Origin of the sequence: Corynebacterium ihumii, from assembly GCF_028609825.1 — a bacterium.
GTDB lineage: Bacteria > Actinomycetota > Actinomycetes > Mycobacteriales > Mycobacteriaceae > Corynebacterium > Corynebacterium afermentans.
On sequence record NZ_CP063190.1, the window covers coordinates 77862 to 92684 of the forward strand.

The following is a 14823-nucleotide window of genomic DNA, read 5'->3' on the forward strand; positions in this document are numbered from 1 at the left end:
CAATCATTCCATATTCAAAGCCGTATAAACATTTACAACTGAGGAAACCTTAGAAATGCGCACCAAACTTATCGCCTTCACGAGCGCCATCGCGCTCGCCTGCGCGTCCGTTTCCCCAGCTCATGCCGAAGATGGGTACGATCCCACCAACGTGGTTCCGGGCCTTACAGCCACCGTAAAACCCCCGCTGCCACTCGGTGCAGCATGGTACGAAGCGAACTCCATGCCTAGCTGGGCGACGATCACGCCAGACGGCACCATCCGCCTCGAACCGGGGGAGGACATCACCCCCGGCGTGTACACGTGGACCGTGACCGCGACGTTCGCGGACGACACCACCCAGGACTTCCCGGTCCGCGTCACTTTGGGCGACGAGACTGAGGATGAGGCGTCCCAGGAAGGCGCCGTCATCGACGCGTTTGTCCAGTACGCCCCGGAGGTCTCGCACCGCTGCGCCGCCACAGCCCTCGGCGTCGGCCTGCCGCTGCTTGTGTTGCTGCCCCTCGGGTTCGCGTCCCAGCTGAGCATCCCGTTCGTGGCGCGCCAGGATCACCTGCAGCTGCAGGTGGACGACCTACCGTTCCAGTTGGACGTGAAGCTTCGCGACCTCAACTCCAGGGACGTGGACATGGGCATCGCCGCCATCCTCGCCGCCGCGGGCCTCGCCGGCGCCGGCGCCATCATTTCCCAGTGCCAGTAGGGTCCTCGGGCCACGCGTGTTTGGGGTAGCGGCCCCGCATCTCCTTGCGCACCTGCTGGTACGGCCCCTCCCAGAAGCTGTCTAGGTCGTCCGTCACCGCGAGCGGGCGCCCGGCGGGGGAGAGCAGGTGGTACAGCACCTTCACGCCTGAGACCGTCTGTCCCTTTTGGCCAAACATGTGCTGCAGCTTCACGCGCTTGACCGGCCTGCCGCTGCCGTACTGGTATTCATTCGGCGCCGCCGCATCCAGCTCCGCCACCTGCCGCCAATCCAGTTGGCGCAGCATCGCTTGCCGCATGTCGCAGCTGCCTATCGACGCACCTTCGGCCACCCCACGTACCTCGACCGAATAATCGCCCTGGCTGACATCCGGCCAGCCCAGCGTCTCGTGCAGGAAGTCCAGCCGCTCCTTCAAGTGCTGCTCCTCCTTGGTGAGCGGGAAGCTGGCGAAATCTAGCCCGGTGAGCGCCTCCGCCGCCTCATCCGGCGTGAGCTTCACCGGTGTGGAGCTGAGCTCGATCGCGCCGATCCTGGCCACCTTCCGGCCCCGGACCTTGCCGTCTTCCAGGTAGGCCACCTTTTCTTCCACCACGCGGTGTTCCGGAAACGCGATCGGCTCCGCCTCCCGGATGACCGCACCGTTGTGAGTCCGTTGCACCTCCGCGGCGGCGATCCACTCTGCATTGGAGTTGAACTTCGCTCGTGTTCCGGACGCCAGCTGGTAGTCCTCGCCCACCTTCTTGGCTATCCACTGCGGGAAGGCGGACGCAATGACTTCGCCCGGGTCCACCGGGCCCTTGTCTTCCACCAGCCTGCGCAGCCGCTTCGGGTCCGCCTCGCCTGCAAGTCTCGCCACCGTCGGCGCCGCCTGCGCGCCCCACTCCAGCAGCGCCGCGCCGAGTCTCGGGTCCAGGGGCATACTCGCGAGCTTCTTACCAAAGGCGGTGATCTTGCCGTTATGTGTCGCCCCGAGCTGTTCGAGGTTGGATGCGGCTTCGGAGAGGTCCTTTGGTTCGTCGATAAGCGGTAAGTCCGGCGACCCCCACGCCTTCATGGTCAGCAGCGCTCCGGTGAGGTCCGCGGTGAGGATTTCCGGGGTGATGTCCGGCTGCATCTTTGCGTACTCGTCGCGGGTGAAGATGCGCACCACCTCGCCGGGTCCCTCACGCCCCGCGCGGCCCGCCCGCTGGTCAGCGCTGGTTTTCGCCTCCGACACCGTGACCAGGCCCGTCATGCCCCTGGCGTCGCGCTTGGGCACCCTGGACAGCCCGGAGTCCACCACCTTGCGCACCCCCGGCACAGTTATCGACGACTCCGCCACCGACGTCGCCACCACCACCCTGTTGGCGCCGCGCAGCGCGTCGTCCTGCTCCTTGCTGGTCTGGCGGCCGTGGAGCGGCCTCGCGTCGTCGAGGAACCCGCACACCAAGTCCACCTCTCGCACGCCCGGCACAAACACGAGCGTCCGGTGCTCGCTCTGGGCGTGGGCGGCGACGTGACGATAAAACTCCTTTGTCCCCTGGATCCTTTCTGCGTGCGGCGCGTACTGGATGTCCAGCGGGTGCGTCACCGCCTCCGTGGACAGAATCTGCGCGCGCATGTGGTCCGCGAACTTTTGAGCGTCGAGGGTGGCGGACATGGCCGCCAGGTACAGGTCATCGCGCAGGAGCGCGACCTCCATGCACATCGCCAGCACCAGGTCGGTGTCCAGTTGGCGCTCGTGCACCTCGTCGATCACCACCGCGTTGACGCCCTCGAGGCCCGGGTCCTCGAGCAGGCGGTTCAGCAGCACGCCCGGCGTGACAAATTGGACCAACGAGCCGTCCTTGTGCTCGCCGCGGATGCTGTAGCCAACCTTTTCGCTGTCGCTGAGCTGCGCGAGCCTGTGCGCCGCGGACCGCACCGCCACCCTCCTGGGCGCTGTGACCAGCGTTTTTCCCACCTTGTTCGCGATCGCCGGCGGCACCAGCGTGGTCTTGCCCGTGCCGGGCGGCGCTTCCACCACCAGCGGGCCTTTGTCCGGCAACTGGTCGATGACGCGCGACACGGGCAAATCCCGTCCGATTTTCGCGAGGTCAAACATGGCAATAAAGGGTAGCGTGTGGGCCATGAGACGCCTCTTCGCAGCGATCGTCCCTCCGGCCGATGTTCGCGAACACCTCATCACCGCCCTGCGGCCCATCCGCGACTTCTCGGGCACAGAAGTGCGGTGGGCCGACCCCGACAACTGGCACATCACGGTCGCCTTCTACGGGTCACAGCCGAACGACGCCGCCGCGGTCACCGACCACCTGGCCCAAGCCACCGCCTTCACCCGGCCCTTGAGGTTGCACCTCCGAGGAGCCGGGTGTTTTGATCGGCGCACCATGTGGATCGGCGTCGGCGGCGACAAGGCGCCGCTGAAAGACCTGATGGCGGACTGCCAGCTCGACCCGGACATGCGCCGCCGTCAGCGCGCGCACCTGACCGTCGCGCGCACCGGGACTCGCACAAGAGATCCGTGGCTTCTCGACGACCACGCCCACGCCCTCGCCATCTACACCGGCCCCGAATTCGCCGCCGATGAAGTGCTGCTGTTGGAGTCACACCTGGGCAGGGGTCGAAGTGGCGGCCCGAAGTACGAGGTGGTGGATAGGTTCTACCTGCGGTAGTGTTCCTCCTCCTCTGGGTCGGGGAACGGAGCTTCTACCGGTTCTTCGGGTAAGGGTTCCACGTACGGCATCTCCGGGGTGAACCCGAATTTCATGCCGTATTCCTGTTCCAGGTCCTTGATCGCGGCAGTCGCCTGCTCGAGGTCGAGGTCCTGGTCGAAGTTGTCCAGGATTTTGTGGCCTTTGGCGAAAAACTCCGCGACCCGGGCGCGATTCTTGCGCACGGCGGACATGCTGGACTGCCACCTAGGATTGTGCGGCGTGAACTGGTCGCGCAGGAGACCATCTTCCACGGTGACCACGTAGGAGCCGTCGGCGAACAGCCAAATGATGTCCCCCGTGTACGGGTCCGGGATGTAGAACGCTGTCCGGTCGGTCTTCATGTTGTGGTGCCGCTGGCACAGGGGGTACAGGTTGTCCGCCTCGGTTGGGCCGCCCTCGTCGTACGGAATGCGGTGGTCCAGCTGACACTGCTCGGCGGGGCGGTTGCACTCCGGGTAGATGCAGGTGCGGTTGCGGGCGTACACGGCGTGGCGCATTCCCTCGCTGGGGACGTAGCCCCGCAGGCTTTTCTTCAGCTCAGCGTCGAGGTCACGTTCGTCTAAGAATGTGTCGGCGATCCAGCGCTCGAAAGCGGTCGCGGCCTCCGGCTCGGTCCACCCGCGGCCGGAAATGAATACCGGGTCGCCATTGCCGCGGTTCTTTGGGCTGTACACGTGCAGTACCGGCGAGACCTCAATGCCGAGGGCTTCTCCGCTGAGCAGTTTGATGGCCGCGTCGGCCGCGCTGATGCCGAGCTTGCGCGCCACCTCGACGACATTGGCCTGGATCCTCCGACCGTCCAGAGAATTCGTGTCCAGCTGCACGATCGCACGGTCGCGGTACTCGTGGACGCCGAAAGTTTCTGAGTTGTCCTCCTCGCGGTTATCGCGCTTGCGTTTGTCGTAGGCGCGGCTTCTATCCATGCGCTTGATCGCGGCCCGGATGCGGTCCGTAACCGTCTTGCGCTGGGGAACGGCCTGGTCGTGGCGGCTGGGGGTGAAGGTGTCGGACAGGATGCCGTCGATGAGCATGAGTGCTTCCTCGTCCACATCCGGGCCGAGCTCCTCGATGGCGGTGTAGACCGCGGTCAGGTGTCCCACGTCCAACAGGCGCGTTTCCTGCTGCAGTTCGCGCAGGCGCGGGAGGTCCTGCAGTGCGGCGTGGCCCAGGATCGCGTTCTTGACAAACCCCTTGTGCCAACCGGTGGCGAGTTGTAGCTGGGTCACTGTGGCGTCGAAATCTTCGACGTCGAAACCGGGGTACGCGTAGTGCCCAAACATCGTCCAATACGTGTCCCGGATGGCCTGGGCACATTCGCTATCCGGGTCGTGTTCTCGCTGGTTACGGAATTTTTTCGGTGCTGTGGTCGCGGTTGTCACGGTCGCCCCTCTCGTCGTGGCACCCTCCACAATATAGAACACACAAACGATTGTCAAGGTCTGCACCAGGAAAAAGACAACATAGACCACTTACGTATTCGACAGCGACGTGCGGATGCGCTACATTAATCCCGTGCTCGTCATCCCGCGGCCACCCGCCCGCATCATCCCTGGTGCGGTTCATTTGCCTGTCTTTTTCACGCCCACTGAGCAGGAGGAACTGGTCAATCAGGCGCGCGAGCTGGCACGGAAAGTAGCGGGGACGCCGGTTGCTATGCGACGTCCAAAGGTCGGCCACGGCCAAATGGATGCCTGGCTGCTCTCGCTGGGCTGGTTCTGGGCGACGAACCCGTACCGCATGGTCAGGGAGGTCGACGGCCACCCGGTGCCGCCGATCCCGGAGAACTTCCAGGCCATCGCGGACAACGTCATGGCGACGGCGCGGTAAATAGACCCGCTTGTCGGCCCGACCCCAACAATCGAAACTGCGCTAGTGAACTTCTACCCGCCGGGCAAGGGCATGGGGCAGCACGTGGACGCGGAGGAGGAATCGGAAAACGCGGTGGTCAGCCTGTCGTTCGGCCAAGACGCGATCTTCCGCATCGCAGGGCGCGATACGCTGCTCCTATCGGGCGACGTCGTCGTCTTTGGCGGGCCCGCCAGAAGGGCGAAACACGGCGTGCTCGGCGCGAGAAAAGGGACGTCCGACCTGCTTGACGGCCGGTTGAACATCACGATGAGACAGATGGAGGGCTCATGAGCGAGCAGAAGGTAGCAGTAGTAACTGGCGGATCGGCAGGCATCGGGGAGGCCACCTGCAGGGCGCTGGCCAAGGACGGCTGGAAGGTCGTCGTGGCGGCGCGGCGCCTGGAGAAGTGCCAGCAGATCGCAGACGAAATCGGCGGGGTAGCGATGGAGTTGGACGTGGTGGACCGGGGGAGCGTCGAGAAGCTTGCGCAGCTTGAACGCGTGGACCTGCTGGTTAACAACGCCGGCGGCGCGAAGGAGCTGGATTACCTACGCGACGCGGACGACGCGGACTGGGAGTGGATGTTCCAGACCAACGTGATGGGCACCATGCGGGTGACCCGCGCGCTGTACCCGCAGCTCAAGGCCGCCAAAGGCCTGGTGGTGAACATCGGATCGGTGGCTGGCACGGACGCGTACAAGGGCGGCTCCGGCTACAACGCCGCAAAGCACGGGTTGCGCGGCGTAACCAGGGCGTTTCGGCGCGAGGAGGCGGAAAACGACATCCGCGTGTGCGAGATCGATCCCGGCAGGGTGAAAACCGACTTCGCGCTGAACCGCTTCGGCGGCGACGAGGAGCGCGCAAACAAGGTCTACGAGAGCAAACAAAACCTCACCGCAGACGACATCGCCGAGGCCGTCCGCTGGGTGGCCAGCCTCCCGGCGCACGTGAACATCGACACGATGAGCATCATGCCGGTGGACCAGGCGGAACGCTAGAGGTAATCCACCACCTCCACGTTGAGGCGCTCCCGCAGGTCCGTCATCCATTTTTGAACGTCCACGTAGTCGCCGGCCTCGACGAGGGGGAGCACATGGTGGTCGTAGCTGATCGGCGGGCCGACGGTATAGGTGGGCATGAACCGTGCGCCGGTAAACGACACCTCGTCGCCGCGCTTGGTAAACGTGAACTCGCCGATGCCGCCGATCTTGGTCGGCTCCTCCAACTGGCCGTGGAGGAAGTTGCCGTGGGAGTACCAGACGGGCCCGTCGAACGGCTCGACCACATGCGGGTGCCCGCCGAGCACCAGGTCAGCGCCCGCTTCCAGGGAAGCCGCGGCGGTCTCCTCCTGGAACTCGTTTTGCAGCGGGGCGTACTCATCGCCCATGTGCAGCATCACGACGGTGACGTCTACCTCGGAGTCCAGGGTGGTGATGCGGTCCGTGAGGTTGTCGTCGATAAGCGATGCAAAATGCTCCTCCTCCACAGGCAGGCCGTTGGTGCCGTACGTGGAGCCGAGGAAACCGACGGTGATGCCGTTCGCCTCGATGATGCGCGGGGTGGCGGCGTCGGCGGCGCTGGAGAAGCTGCCCGCGTAGAGCATCCCCCGGTCGCGCATGTGGCCGGTAGAGGCGATCACGCCCTCGCCGCCACGGTCCATGGAGTGGTTGGTGGCGTTGTTCACGATGTCCACGCCAGAATTTTTCAGTGCATCGATGATCTCGGGCGGGGAGTTGAACTGCGGGTACCCGGACAGGCCGAACGCCTCGCCGGCGACGGGGACCTCCATGTTGGCAGTGGTGATGTCGGCGTCCGCCATGTACTGTCTGACCGGGTCGAACATGCGCGTAAAGTCGAAGCCGGTGTCCGTGCGTGCGGTGGTGTACACGTCGGAGTGGACGAGGATGTCGCCGACGGAGCGGATGGTCACGGTGGAGACGGCCTCTTCAACCTCTTCAACGACCTCCGGCTCCTCCGCGGCACAGCCAGCAAGCAGGAGGGTCAGGGTGAACGCCCAGATTCTTCGCATGCCTTAGACTAACCTGCATGCATATCGACGTGCCCATTTCAGGCGAGACGATCAAACTCGGCCAATTTCTCAAACTGGCCAACCTCGTCGAATCCGGCGGCCACGCCAAGGAGGCCATCAGCGCCGGCGAGGTCACCGTCAACAACGAGGTGGTCACCTCCAGGGGGCATTCGCTTATCGACGGCGATACCGTCGGCCTAGGGGAAGATTCAGCCACGGTAGTAGTTGACGGAGACGGCGACGACTACTTCGACGAACGCACCGCCAACGACGATTTCGACCCCGAGAAGTGGAGGAACCTCTAATGCCCGCATTCGAAGGCAAAGACGGCATGCCATTCTGGCAGGACCTGGTGACCCAGAACCAGCTCAAGTCCACCCACTTCTACTCCGAGCTGCTGGGCTGGGAGATCGTGGACGGCACCGCCCGCAAAGAGGGCCTGCCGGTGGCCGGCATCGTGCCAGCGCAGATGGACATGTGGGTCACCTCCTTTATCGGCAACCCGGACAACGTGGAGAAGCTGGGCGGCAAGGTGCTCAGCTCGGACGATTCTGTGACCCTGTGCCAGGACCCCGCTGGCGGCCTGTTTGGGCTGAAGGACCCGGAGGAGCGCTTCTTCGCCGCAGGTGAGCCGGGCGTTCCGGCGTGGTACGAGTACTCGGCTCCGAGCATGGACGCCATCGACTTCTACGGCGAACTGTTCGACTGGGAGATCCGCGAGGAAGACGGCTACTTCATCGCGGTGGAGGACGGCGCGCCGTTTTTGGGCATGTTCGTCGGCGAGCACGCCCAGTGGTTCAGCTACTTCGGCGTGCGCGAGGTGGACGCGGCCTGCCGGCAGGTGGAAAACCTCGGCGGTGGGGTGGAGTTCGGCCCCGAAAATGGCACCGCAGGCGTGCACGACCCTAACGGCGCCCAGTTCTTCCTCTCCGAGGTCGACGAGCCCACCTTCGACGAGGTGGACGAAGCAGAGTCCGTCCTGGGCTAGAGCGCCTCAGCGGCGTCTGCGACCCGGCGGCGAATCTCCGCCGGCGTGGAGATGAACCCGTCGGCGTAATACTCGGTGCCCTCGAGGCCCGACCCTTTCCGCACCTGCACGAACGCAGGTTTGGTTGGTTGCGTGGTGGGGAAGGTGACGATGTAGCGGGGGGCTGGCGGGAGCTCCACATCCCCCAACGCCCACACCACCTCGGCGCCGACCAAGTCTACTGCTTCCGCGGCATCTGCCACCGAGTCCACATCCAGGATCGTGGTGCCGGACAGCTCCGCCGCGGCGGCCACGTCCGGGCGCCAGAGCATTTCCTTGGCGTTGTCTGGGCCGTCCCAAAGCGAGACCGCCCACCGGCCGTTCGGCTCCGACGGGCGGAACACCGCGCCCAGCTCGTGGGGCTCCACCGTGACCCCGCCGGCCCACTTCGTGGCGGGCAGCGCATGGTCGACGGCGGTGCCGAGCATGAGCATCGCGGCGTGGGTGATGCGGTCCGGCAGCAGGGCCAGGTAGTTCGGCCCGTCCTCGTAGGTGGCGTGAATGTAGGACGCCAGCTGCTCCAGCTGCAGCTCCGGCGGCATGTCTCTTTTTACGCCGCCGACGTTGAAGTTCGGGTCGCCCTGTTCGTTGATGTGCTCTACCAAATCGTCACCCTGTCCTCGGGGTCGATCCACATCTTGGACCCCTTTTCCACCTCAAACGCCTCGTAAAATTCGGCGATGTTCGCGGCAATCACGTTGCAGCGGAACTCGTTCGGCGCGTGCGGGTCGATGGCGAGCAGCTGCGCGGCCATCTCCGGGCGCGCCTTGGAGCGCCACACCCGTGCCCACGCCAGAAACAGGCGCTGGAAGCCGGTGTACTCGCCCTCAAGGTCGCCGAACTTCTGCCGCTCCACATCCTCGAGGCCGTTGTCATCCAGGTACTTCTTGTACGCCACCACAGCGATGCCCAGGCCGCCAAGGTCGCCGATGTTCTCGCCGAGGGTGAACTCGCCGTTGACGCCCTTCGTCTTCGTGCCCCCCAGCACGGACGGCACCAGGCCGTTGAACTGGCCGACCAGCTTGGCGGTCAGCTGCTCAAAGTTGGCTCGGTCCTCGTCGGTCCACCAGGAGTTGAGGTTGCCCAGCCCGTCGTAACGCGAGCCCTGGTCGTCGAAGCCGTGGCCGATCTCGTGGCCGATCACCGCGCCGATCGCACCAAAGTTTTCCGCGGCGTCAGCGTCCGGGTCGAAGAACGGCGGCTGCAGGATCGCGGCGGGGAAGGTGATGTCGTTGACCACCGGGTTGTAAAACGCGTTGACCGTCTGCGGGGAGGAAACCCATTGCTGCCGGTCAGAGGCTTTTCCAATCTTGGCTAGCTGGTAGTCGTGCTCGAACGCAGCGCCGCGGCGCACGTTGTCCACCAAGTCGGGCCCGAACTCCAAACCGTCGTAGCTGCGCCACTTCTCCGGGTAGCCGATCTTGGCGTTGAACTGCGCGAGCTTCTCCAGCGCGCGCTGCTTCGTCGGCTCGCTCATCCACTCCAGCTGCTGGATGCGGGAACGGTAGGCGGCGATCAGGTACTCGACAAGCTCCAGCATCGTCTCCTTGGATGAGGGCGGGAAATGCTTATCCACGTAGCTCCGCCCGATATCCTCACCAACCAGGCTTTCCGCGAGTCCCACTCCACGCTTCCAACGGTCGCGCTGCTCGGTGGCGCCGCTCAACTTTTTCCCGTAGAACTCGAAGTTGGCCTCGCCGATTTCCTCGGAGAGCACGCCGGCGCGGGAGCGCAGGATGTTCCACGCGGCCCATAGCTGCCAGTCCGCCAGGGTCTCGCGGCGCAACATGCCGTCCAGGTCAGAGGTGAACGACGGCATCATGTTGACGACTTTGCCGGAGAGACCGGAGGCGCCCAGAAGCGTGCGCACCAAAGGCGGCATCTCCTCGAGGGTGGTGGGGTTGTAGGTAGCCACCGCGTCGCGCGCCTTGACCACGTCCCAGTGGCTCGCGGCCAGCTGAGATTCCAGGTTGACGATGCGCTCGGCGGCGATCTTCGGGGTCAGGCCCTGCAGGTACTTCGGCTCGAGGAAACCGAGCATCTTCTCCACGTGAGACTTGTACGCGGCGAGGGTTTCGGCGTGGTCCTCGTCGCGGTAGTAGGCCTCATCCGGCAGGCCCAGGCCGGACTGGAAAATGTACGCCACGGACTCCTCGCCCTGCGAGTCCTTCTCCACCCAGTAGCTCACCGGACCGCCGATGCCGACGCGCTCCAGTTCCCCAAGGCCGCGGACGAACTCGTCGACGTCTGCGACCTCGATCTTGGCGAGGTCGGGGTCAAGGGAGCTGATGTCGCCGGGGTTGTCCATGAAGGATTTGAACAGAGTGCCGCCGAGACCGGTGCCGTCCTCCAGGATGGCGTGGACATCTTCTTCCGATTTGTCGCGCAGGACGTAGAACGCGCCGTCGATGCCGCGGTCAGCCGGGATTTCGTGGGCTTTAACCCACGCGCCGTTTACAAGCTCAAAGAGGTCATTCATGCCCCAACTCTACGGGAATTTGGATGGGGGCTTGTGACTGTTCGATGATCCAGTTGCTGGCCTCTTGCTGTTGCGCCAGCGTGTAGCCGCCGTGGGAGCCGATGTCGAAGAAGATGCCCAGCGACTTCAAGCCGAGCGCGCGGAACAACACATTGAACTCGGCGAGCGGTATCCGGCCCGCGGCCAGGTTGGTGCGCATAGCGGGGGCCACCAGGCCGCGGTGCGACTCCTGCATGGAGCACACCAGGTCGTCGTCGCGGCAGATCTCCAGCACGCGGGGGCCGAGCATGCCGTAGCCGTCCGGGAGCGAGCCCAGCGAACCGCGCGAATGCGGCGACGTGCCAGCGGAGAGCACCGCGCCGTTGCCGCCCTGGTGCGGGTTGGCAAACAACGCCACGCCGGAAACGCGCTCCGGTTCGATCGGGCCGCGGCCCGCGGCGATGTCGCTGGTGATGGTGGCAGCGATGTCCGCGCCCAGCGAGTAACCGGTGAAGCTGAACTTCGCGTTAGGGCACACGTTGGCCAGCCGGGACACAGTGTTGCGTGCGCGCTTGAGCCCGCCCGCCTTGGACTTCTCGTACTCCGAAGTGGCAAACGGGGTGGAGGTGTAGGACACCCACAGCGGCTGGATCTCCCCGCCGGTGCCGAGGCGGGTGAGCATGCCGGTCATGAACACGTTGCCGCCGTGCGGAACGTAGTCCGGGATGCCCTCTGCCGTGTTGCCACCGCCCGGCACCGCGATCAAGTAGTGCGCGGCGCAGTTCTGCTGGTCCTGAGCCTGAACGGGTGAGGCCACCAGGGAAAACAGCAGGGCAGCTGCGGCGGTGACTTTGGGCAGTTTCATGGCGTTATTCCTCCGGGTCGCGCACCTTCATCGGACCAGGAGTGTACAAGCCCCACCGGGTGGTTTCAGCTATGTCCACCTGCGCCAGCGCAGGCACGTCGCCGGAGGAGTTGGTGCGGCGTTCGTACTTGGCCACAGAGCCCCAGTCGCGCTGCCAGTCGCCCTTGAGGTAGCCCGGTACCTCGTAGGAGGTGTTCACGGCCTCCACCGGGGCGAGCGAGCCGCCGCCGAGGAAGTCCATGAAGCCGGACAGCTTCGCCTTGCCTGGGGCGTCCGGCATGATGCGGTACTCCGGGAGCTCGTCCACGCCCGCGTGGTGGTAGAAGGGGCGCTGGCAGGGGTATTGGAACGCCACGGTCCAGTCCAAAAGCCCCGGGGTCTCCGAGTCGAACATGGTGTTCAGCTCCACCAGCTTCGGGTTGCGCAGCGGGGTCACCGCCACCCAGTCCTTCTCCGCCAGGGAGGTGTCCTTGGCTACCAGGCGCACCACGTTGGCGTCCTCGGGCAAGTCTGCGATTGGGTAGCGCAGGTTGCGCCACTGCGGGGTCGGGCCCTGGTCCAGCATCTCCACCGCGCCGAGCTTCTGCACGCCGCCATCTGTTTTCCGGCCGTACTGCAGCTCCACCTCGCTGCCCTCTTGTTCGATGCCGTTGATGTCGTGGTGCTCGATGCGGCCGGCCACGGACGCCACCAGCAGCGGGCGCTCCTCGGAGGCGGACGGCAGGTCGAACCAGGAGGTCTCCAGCTCGGCAGACTGCGTCGGCTCGTCCTCGAAGGTGCCCAGCACCGGCACGCGGGTGTAGTCCAGGCCGAACGGTAGGCGCACCGTCGAGCCGTTCACGCCGCGCATGGAACGCGGGCGGTTGCCCTGCGTGTTCACGCGCGAGGTGGACTGCGCCTCGTCGGAGCCCGGGTCCACGTCGGCGGTGTCGTCGTCTTGCACCTGCTGGTTGTTCGAATCAGATGTGTCGGCGTTTTCAGACGCGATGAAGGCCGGAACTCCGTCGGGGTGGAACCCGGAGTTGTCGCCGGAATCTAGAGAGCGGCCGAGCGGGACGCCGTTGATAGGCGAAAGGAATGCGTCGTTGGTGTCCTCCTCCAACAACACATCCGCGCCCTGGGCGCAGTGCTCGCCCGCGAAGGTGCGCACGTTGCCCATGCCCACGGAGTAGTCCGGCGCCTGGGAGACGAAGGACTTCACAAACGTCAGGCAGGACAGCGCCACAATCAGCGCCGCCGCAACGGCGATGGGGGCGGACATGACGCCGGCCCAGCGGGAGGCGTCCACAGGCTTCGGCGGGCGCATGGACTGCACCACGCCCACCACGAACACCACAAGCGCGATGGCCAACACAATGGTGTTGAACTCCACGGCCTTCAGCTGCGGGGTGCGGTCCCACCACGGCACCGCGTAGGAGGACACGTACCACCAGCCGTTCCAGCCCGCCAGCGTCAGGGCCAGCAGGAACAGCACCGCGGCCGTGGCAAACGAGCGGTTGCGCTTGGACTGCAGTGCGATCCGAGAAAGCACGACCGAGCCGTACGCCGCGATCGCCGCGCCAAGACCGGCGTAGATGCCGAAGTGGTGCGTCCACTTCGTCGGCGTGAACATGAGGAAGAAGGTGGAAAAGCCGATGATCAGCATCATCCGCTGTGCGGTCTTGGTCCTTTCGCCGCCGCGGGCGAGCCACCACAGGGTCAGGCCGATGCACATCAAGAGCACGAACATGGGGAACCGGCGCGCCAGCGAGCCGTCCACCGTTTGCTCGAACAGCACGGAGTAGCGGCTCCACTCCTCAAACCAGCTCAATGCGGGGCCCACCTCGGAGCGCACCGCGGTCGCCTCCAGCACGGTAGCCAGCGTCTGGTCCTTGAACACCGGCGCCATCACAGCCATGCCCGCGCCCAAAAACGGAGCGACGGAAGCGAGCGTTGCTTTACGACGCCCAATGGTCCCCAACACCCAGGGCAAAGAAATCAGGAACACGCCGACTGCGGCCAAACCGGTCGGGCCGCACGCCAGAGTCAGCGCCGCCACGACGGTGCCCCACGCGGCGGGGACCAGGCGGTCGGTTTCCATGGCGCGCTCGAACAGTGCCCACGTGGCCATCAGGCCGAAGGCGATGATCGGCTCCGGGCGGGTGCCGTTGTTGTACGGCAGCCAGAACGCCAGGAACACCAGCGCCGCCGTCCAGTGGGCGACCCTTCTTTGCGCGATAGCGGGGCCAAGCTTCGGCAGGATCTCGCGGGAGAGCAGCCACCACGTGCCCAGGCCCGCCAGCAGCGCCGGCAGGCGCATCCACATCGACGCCGTGCTCACCTGCGACAGCAGCGCCAGCAGGTCGTAGAACGGGGAGCCGAACGGGGCCTCCGGCACGCCGTACCAGCGGTAGTAGTTGGCCATGTAGTCCGTGTTGGCGGCTACGCGCGCCATGGTGAGCAGGTAGCCGTCGTCGGAGGTGTTGGCCCCGAAGACGTGCCAGAAGCCGAGGACGGCGGCCACCAGGCCGTCGAGAGGCTTGAGCCCCTGGCGGCGCAAACGCGGCGCGGGGCGGTCCATCTTCCGTAGCGCGGCCAGGGAGATCAGGGCGCTGATCAGGCCGAGCACCATCGCCAGCGTCTTCACCAGCGTCGGCTGGGAGGTGAAGCGGGAGTTGATGTCCACGTGGGCGGACAGGCCTTCGTCGATAAGCTGCTGCTCATCCTCGAGCTCGGTGTAGATGCCGGTGAGCTGCGGGCGGTAATCCTCGTCCTCGGAATATTCGGTTCCCGGGACCTCCACGGTGGTGGAGTCGTGGGTGAGGGTGGCCTTGAGCTGTGCATCGTCCGGCAGCTTGTTCACCTGCGCTGGAGTGAGCTGCAGCAGCACCTCGTTCAGGGAGCTGACCACCAGGCCGCCGTCGTGGGAGGAGACGAAGAAACCGCGGTCGCTGGCCTTCGGGGAGCCCTCGGGCAGCGTGCCCAGAAGCAGCGACTGGCCGTCGCGGAGCTCGTCGATAGCCGAAAGCGGCACGGTGACATCGAGCTGCTGCGGCGCCAGCGAAATCAGCGGCGCGTTGACGGACGCCACCGAGTTATTCTGCGGCCACGACACGGAAGATTCCGTCTGCTTGACCGGCAGAAACGGCACGAGCAACAGCAGGACAAACGCGATCAAACCCGCGACAGTCGCGGTGGTCTGGACTCTTTTCACAGCGGACACC

At 65.3% G+C, this 14823-nt stretch carries 14 protein-coding genes; 7 read left to right on the forward strand and 7 right to left on the reverse strand.

Features of this window, described 5'->3' with window-relative positions:
* The first annotated feature begins 55 nt into the window (after positions 1–55).
* Complete coding sequence (locus tag CIHUM_RS00315) at positions 56–700, forward strand: Rib/alpha-like domain-containing protein (RefSeq protein ID WP_034996812.1); 645 nt, start codon at positions 56–58, stop codon at positions 698–700.
* Here CIHUM_RS00315 and CIHUM_RS00320 read toward each other — a convergent pair.
* Entirely contained in the window at positions 681–2783 is a 2103-nt protein-coding gene (locus tag CIHUM_RS00320; protein ID WP_034997741.1) for an ATP-dependent RNA helicase, read from the reverse strand. The genes CIHUM_RS00315 and CIHUM_RS00320 overlap by 20 nt on opposite strands.
* A gap of 25 nt (positions 2784–2808) precedes the next feature.
* Here CIHUM_RS00320 and thpR point away from each other — a divergent pair, with 25 nt between their 5' ends.
* Entirely contained in the window at positions 2809–3351 is a 543-nt protein-coding gene (thpR, locus tag CIHUM_RS00325; RefSeq protein ID WP_034996817.1) for an RNA 2',3'-cyclic phosphodiesterase, read from the forward strand.
* On the opposite strand, the gene CIHUM_RS00330 is transcribed toward thpR, so the two are convergent.
* Entirely contained in the window at positions 3339–4673 is a 1335-nt protein-coding gene (locus CIHUM_RS00330; RefSeq protein ID WP_034996819.1) for an HNH endonuclease signature motif containing protein, read from the reverse strand. The two genes, thpR and CIHUM_RS00330, sit on opposite strands and share 13 nt — an antisense overlap.
* Positions 4674–4905: 232 nt before the next feature.
* Here CIHUM_RS00330 and CIHUM_RS00335 point away from each other — a divergent pair, with 232 nt between their 5' ends.
* The 3 genes from CIHUM_RS00335 to CIHUM_RS00345 are packed head-to-tail and all read left to right on the forward strand — an operon-like array spanning position 4906 to position 6239.
* Positions 4906–5220 (forward strand): 2OG-Fe(II) oxygenase family protein, encoded by a 315-nt coding sequence (locus tag CIHUM_RS00335; RefSeq protein ID WP_243427106.1) that lies wholly within the window; start codon positions 4906–4908, stop codon positions 5218–5220.
* A 30-nt stretch (positions 5221–5250) separates the two neighbouring features.
* A complete protein-coding gene (locus tag CIHUM_RS00340) occupies positions 5251–5532 on the forward strand; it encodes an alpha-ketoglutarate-dependent dioxygenase AlkB (protein WP_262360345.1) in 282 nt (93 codons plus the stop codon).
* Positions 5529–6239: an SDR family oxidoreductase gene (locus CIHUM_RS00345; protein ID WP_034996822.1), complete on the forward strand. Its 711-nt coding sequence runs from the start codon at positions 5529–5531 to the stop codon at positions 6237–6239. Before CIHUM_RS00340 ends, CIHUM_RS00345 begins: the two co-directional genes overlap by 4 nt.
* Here the strand turns inward: CIHUM_RS00345 and CIHUM_RS00350 are convergent.
* Positions 6236–7270, reverse strand: coding sequence for a CapA family protein (locus CIHUM_RS00350; protein WP_051106206.1), 1035 nt, complete (start codon positions 7268–7270; stop codon positions 6236–6238). The genes CIHUM_RS00345 and CIHUM_RS00350 overlap by 4 nt on opposite strands.
* Before the next feature lie 17 nt (positions 7271–7287).
* Between CIHUM_RS00350 and CIHUM_RS00355 the strand changes: the two genes are divergently transcribed.
* Together CIHUM_RS00355 and CIHUM_RS00360 are read left to right on the forward strand one after the other, a co-directional pair.
* Positions 7288–7575, forward strand: coding sequence for an RNA-binding S4 domain-containing protein (locus CIHUM_RS00355; protein ID WP_034996824.1), 288 nt, complete (start codon positions 7288–7290; stop codon positions 7573–7575).
* Positions 7575–8258, forward strand: coding sequence for a VOC family protein (locus CIHUM_RS00360; protein WP_034996826.1), 684 nt, complete (start codon positions 7575–7577; stop codon positions 8256–8258). Before CIHUM_RS00355 ends, CIHUM_RS00360 begins: the two co-directional genes overlap by 1 nt.
* On the opposite strand, the gene CIHUM_RS00365 is transcribed toward CIHUM_RS00360, so the two are convergent.
* The 4 genes from CIHUM_RS00365 to CIHUM_RS00380 are packed head-to-tail and all read right to left on the reverse strand — an operon-like array spanning position 8255 to position 14813.
* Complete coding sequence (locus CIHUM_RS00365) at positions 8255–8932, reverse strand: hypothetical protein (RefSeq protein WP_148363813.1); 678 nt, start codon at positions 8930–8932, stop codon at positions 8255–8257. The genes CIHUM_RS00360 and CIHUM_RS00365 overlap by 4 nt on opposite strands.
* Complete coding sequence (locus CIHUM_RS00370; RefSeq protein WP_034996827.1) at positions 8896–10776, reverse strand: M13 family metallopeptidase; 1881 nt, start codon at positions 10774–10776, stop codon at positions 8896–8898. Before CIHUM_RS00370 ends, CIHUM_RS00365 begins: the two co-directional genes overlap by 37 nt.
* Complete coding sequence (locus CIHUM_RS00375) at positions 10769–11620, reverse strand: cutinase family protein (protein WP_051106209.1); 852 nt, start codon at positions 11618–11620, stop codon at positions 10769–10771. Before CIHUM_RS00375 ends, CIHUM_RS00370 begins: the two co-directional genes overlap by 8 nt.
* A 4-nt stretch (positions 11621–11624) precedes the next feature.
* A complete protein-coding gene (locus CIHUM_RS00380; RefSeq protein WP_243427108.1) occupies positions 11625–14813 on the reverse strand; it encodes an arabinosyltransferase domain-containing protein in 3189 nt (1062 codons plus the stop codon).
* Positions 14814–14823 lie beyond the last annotated feature (10 nt).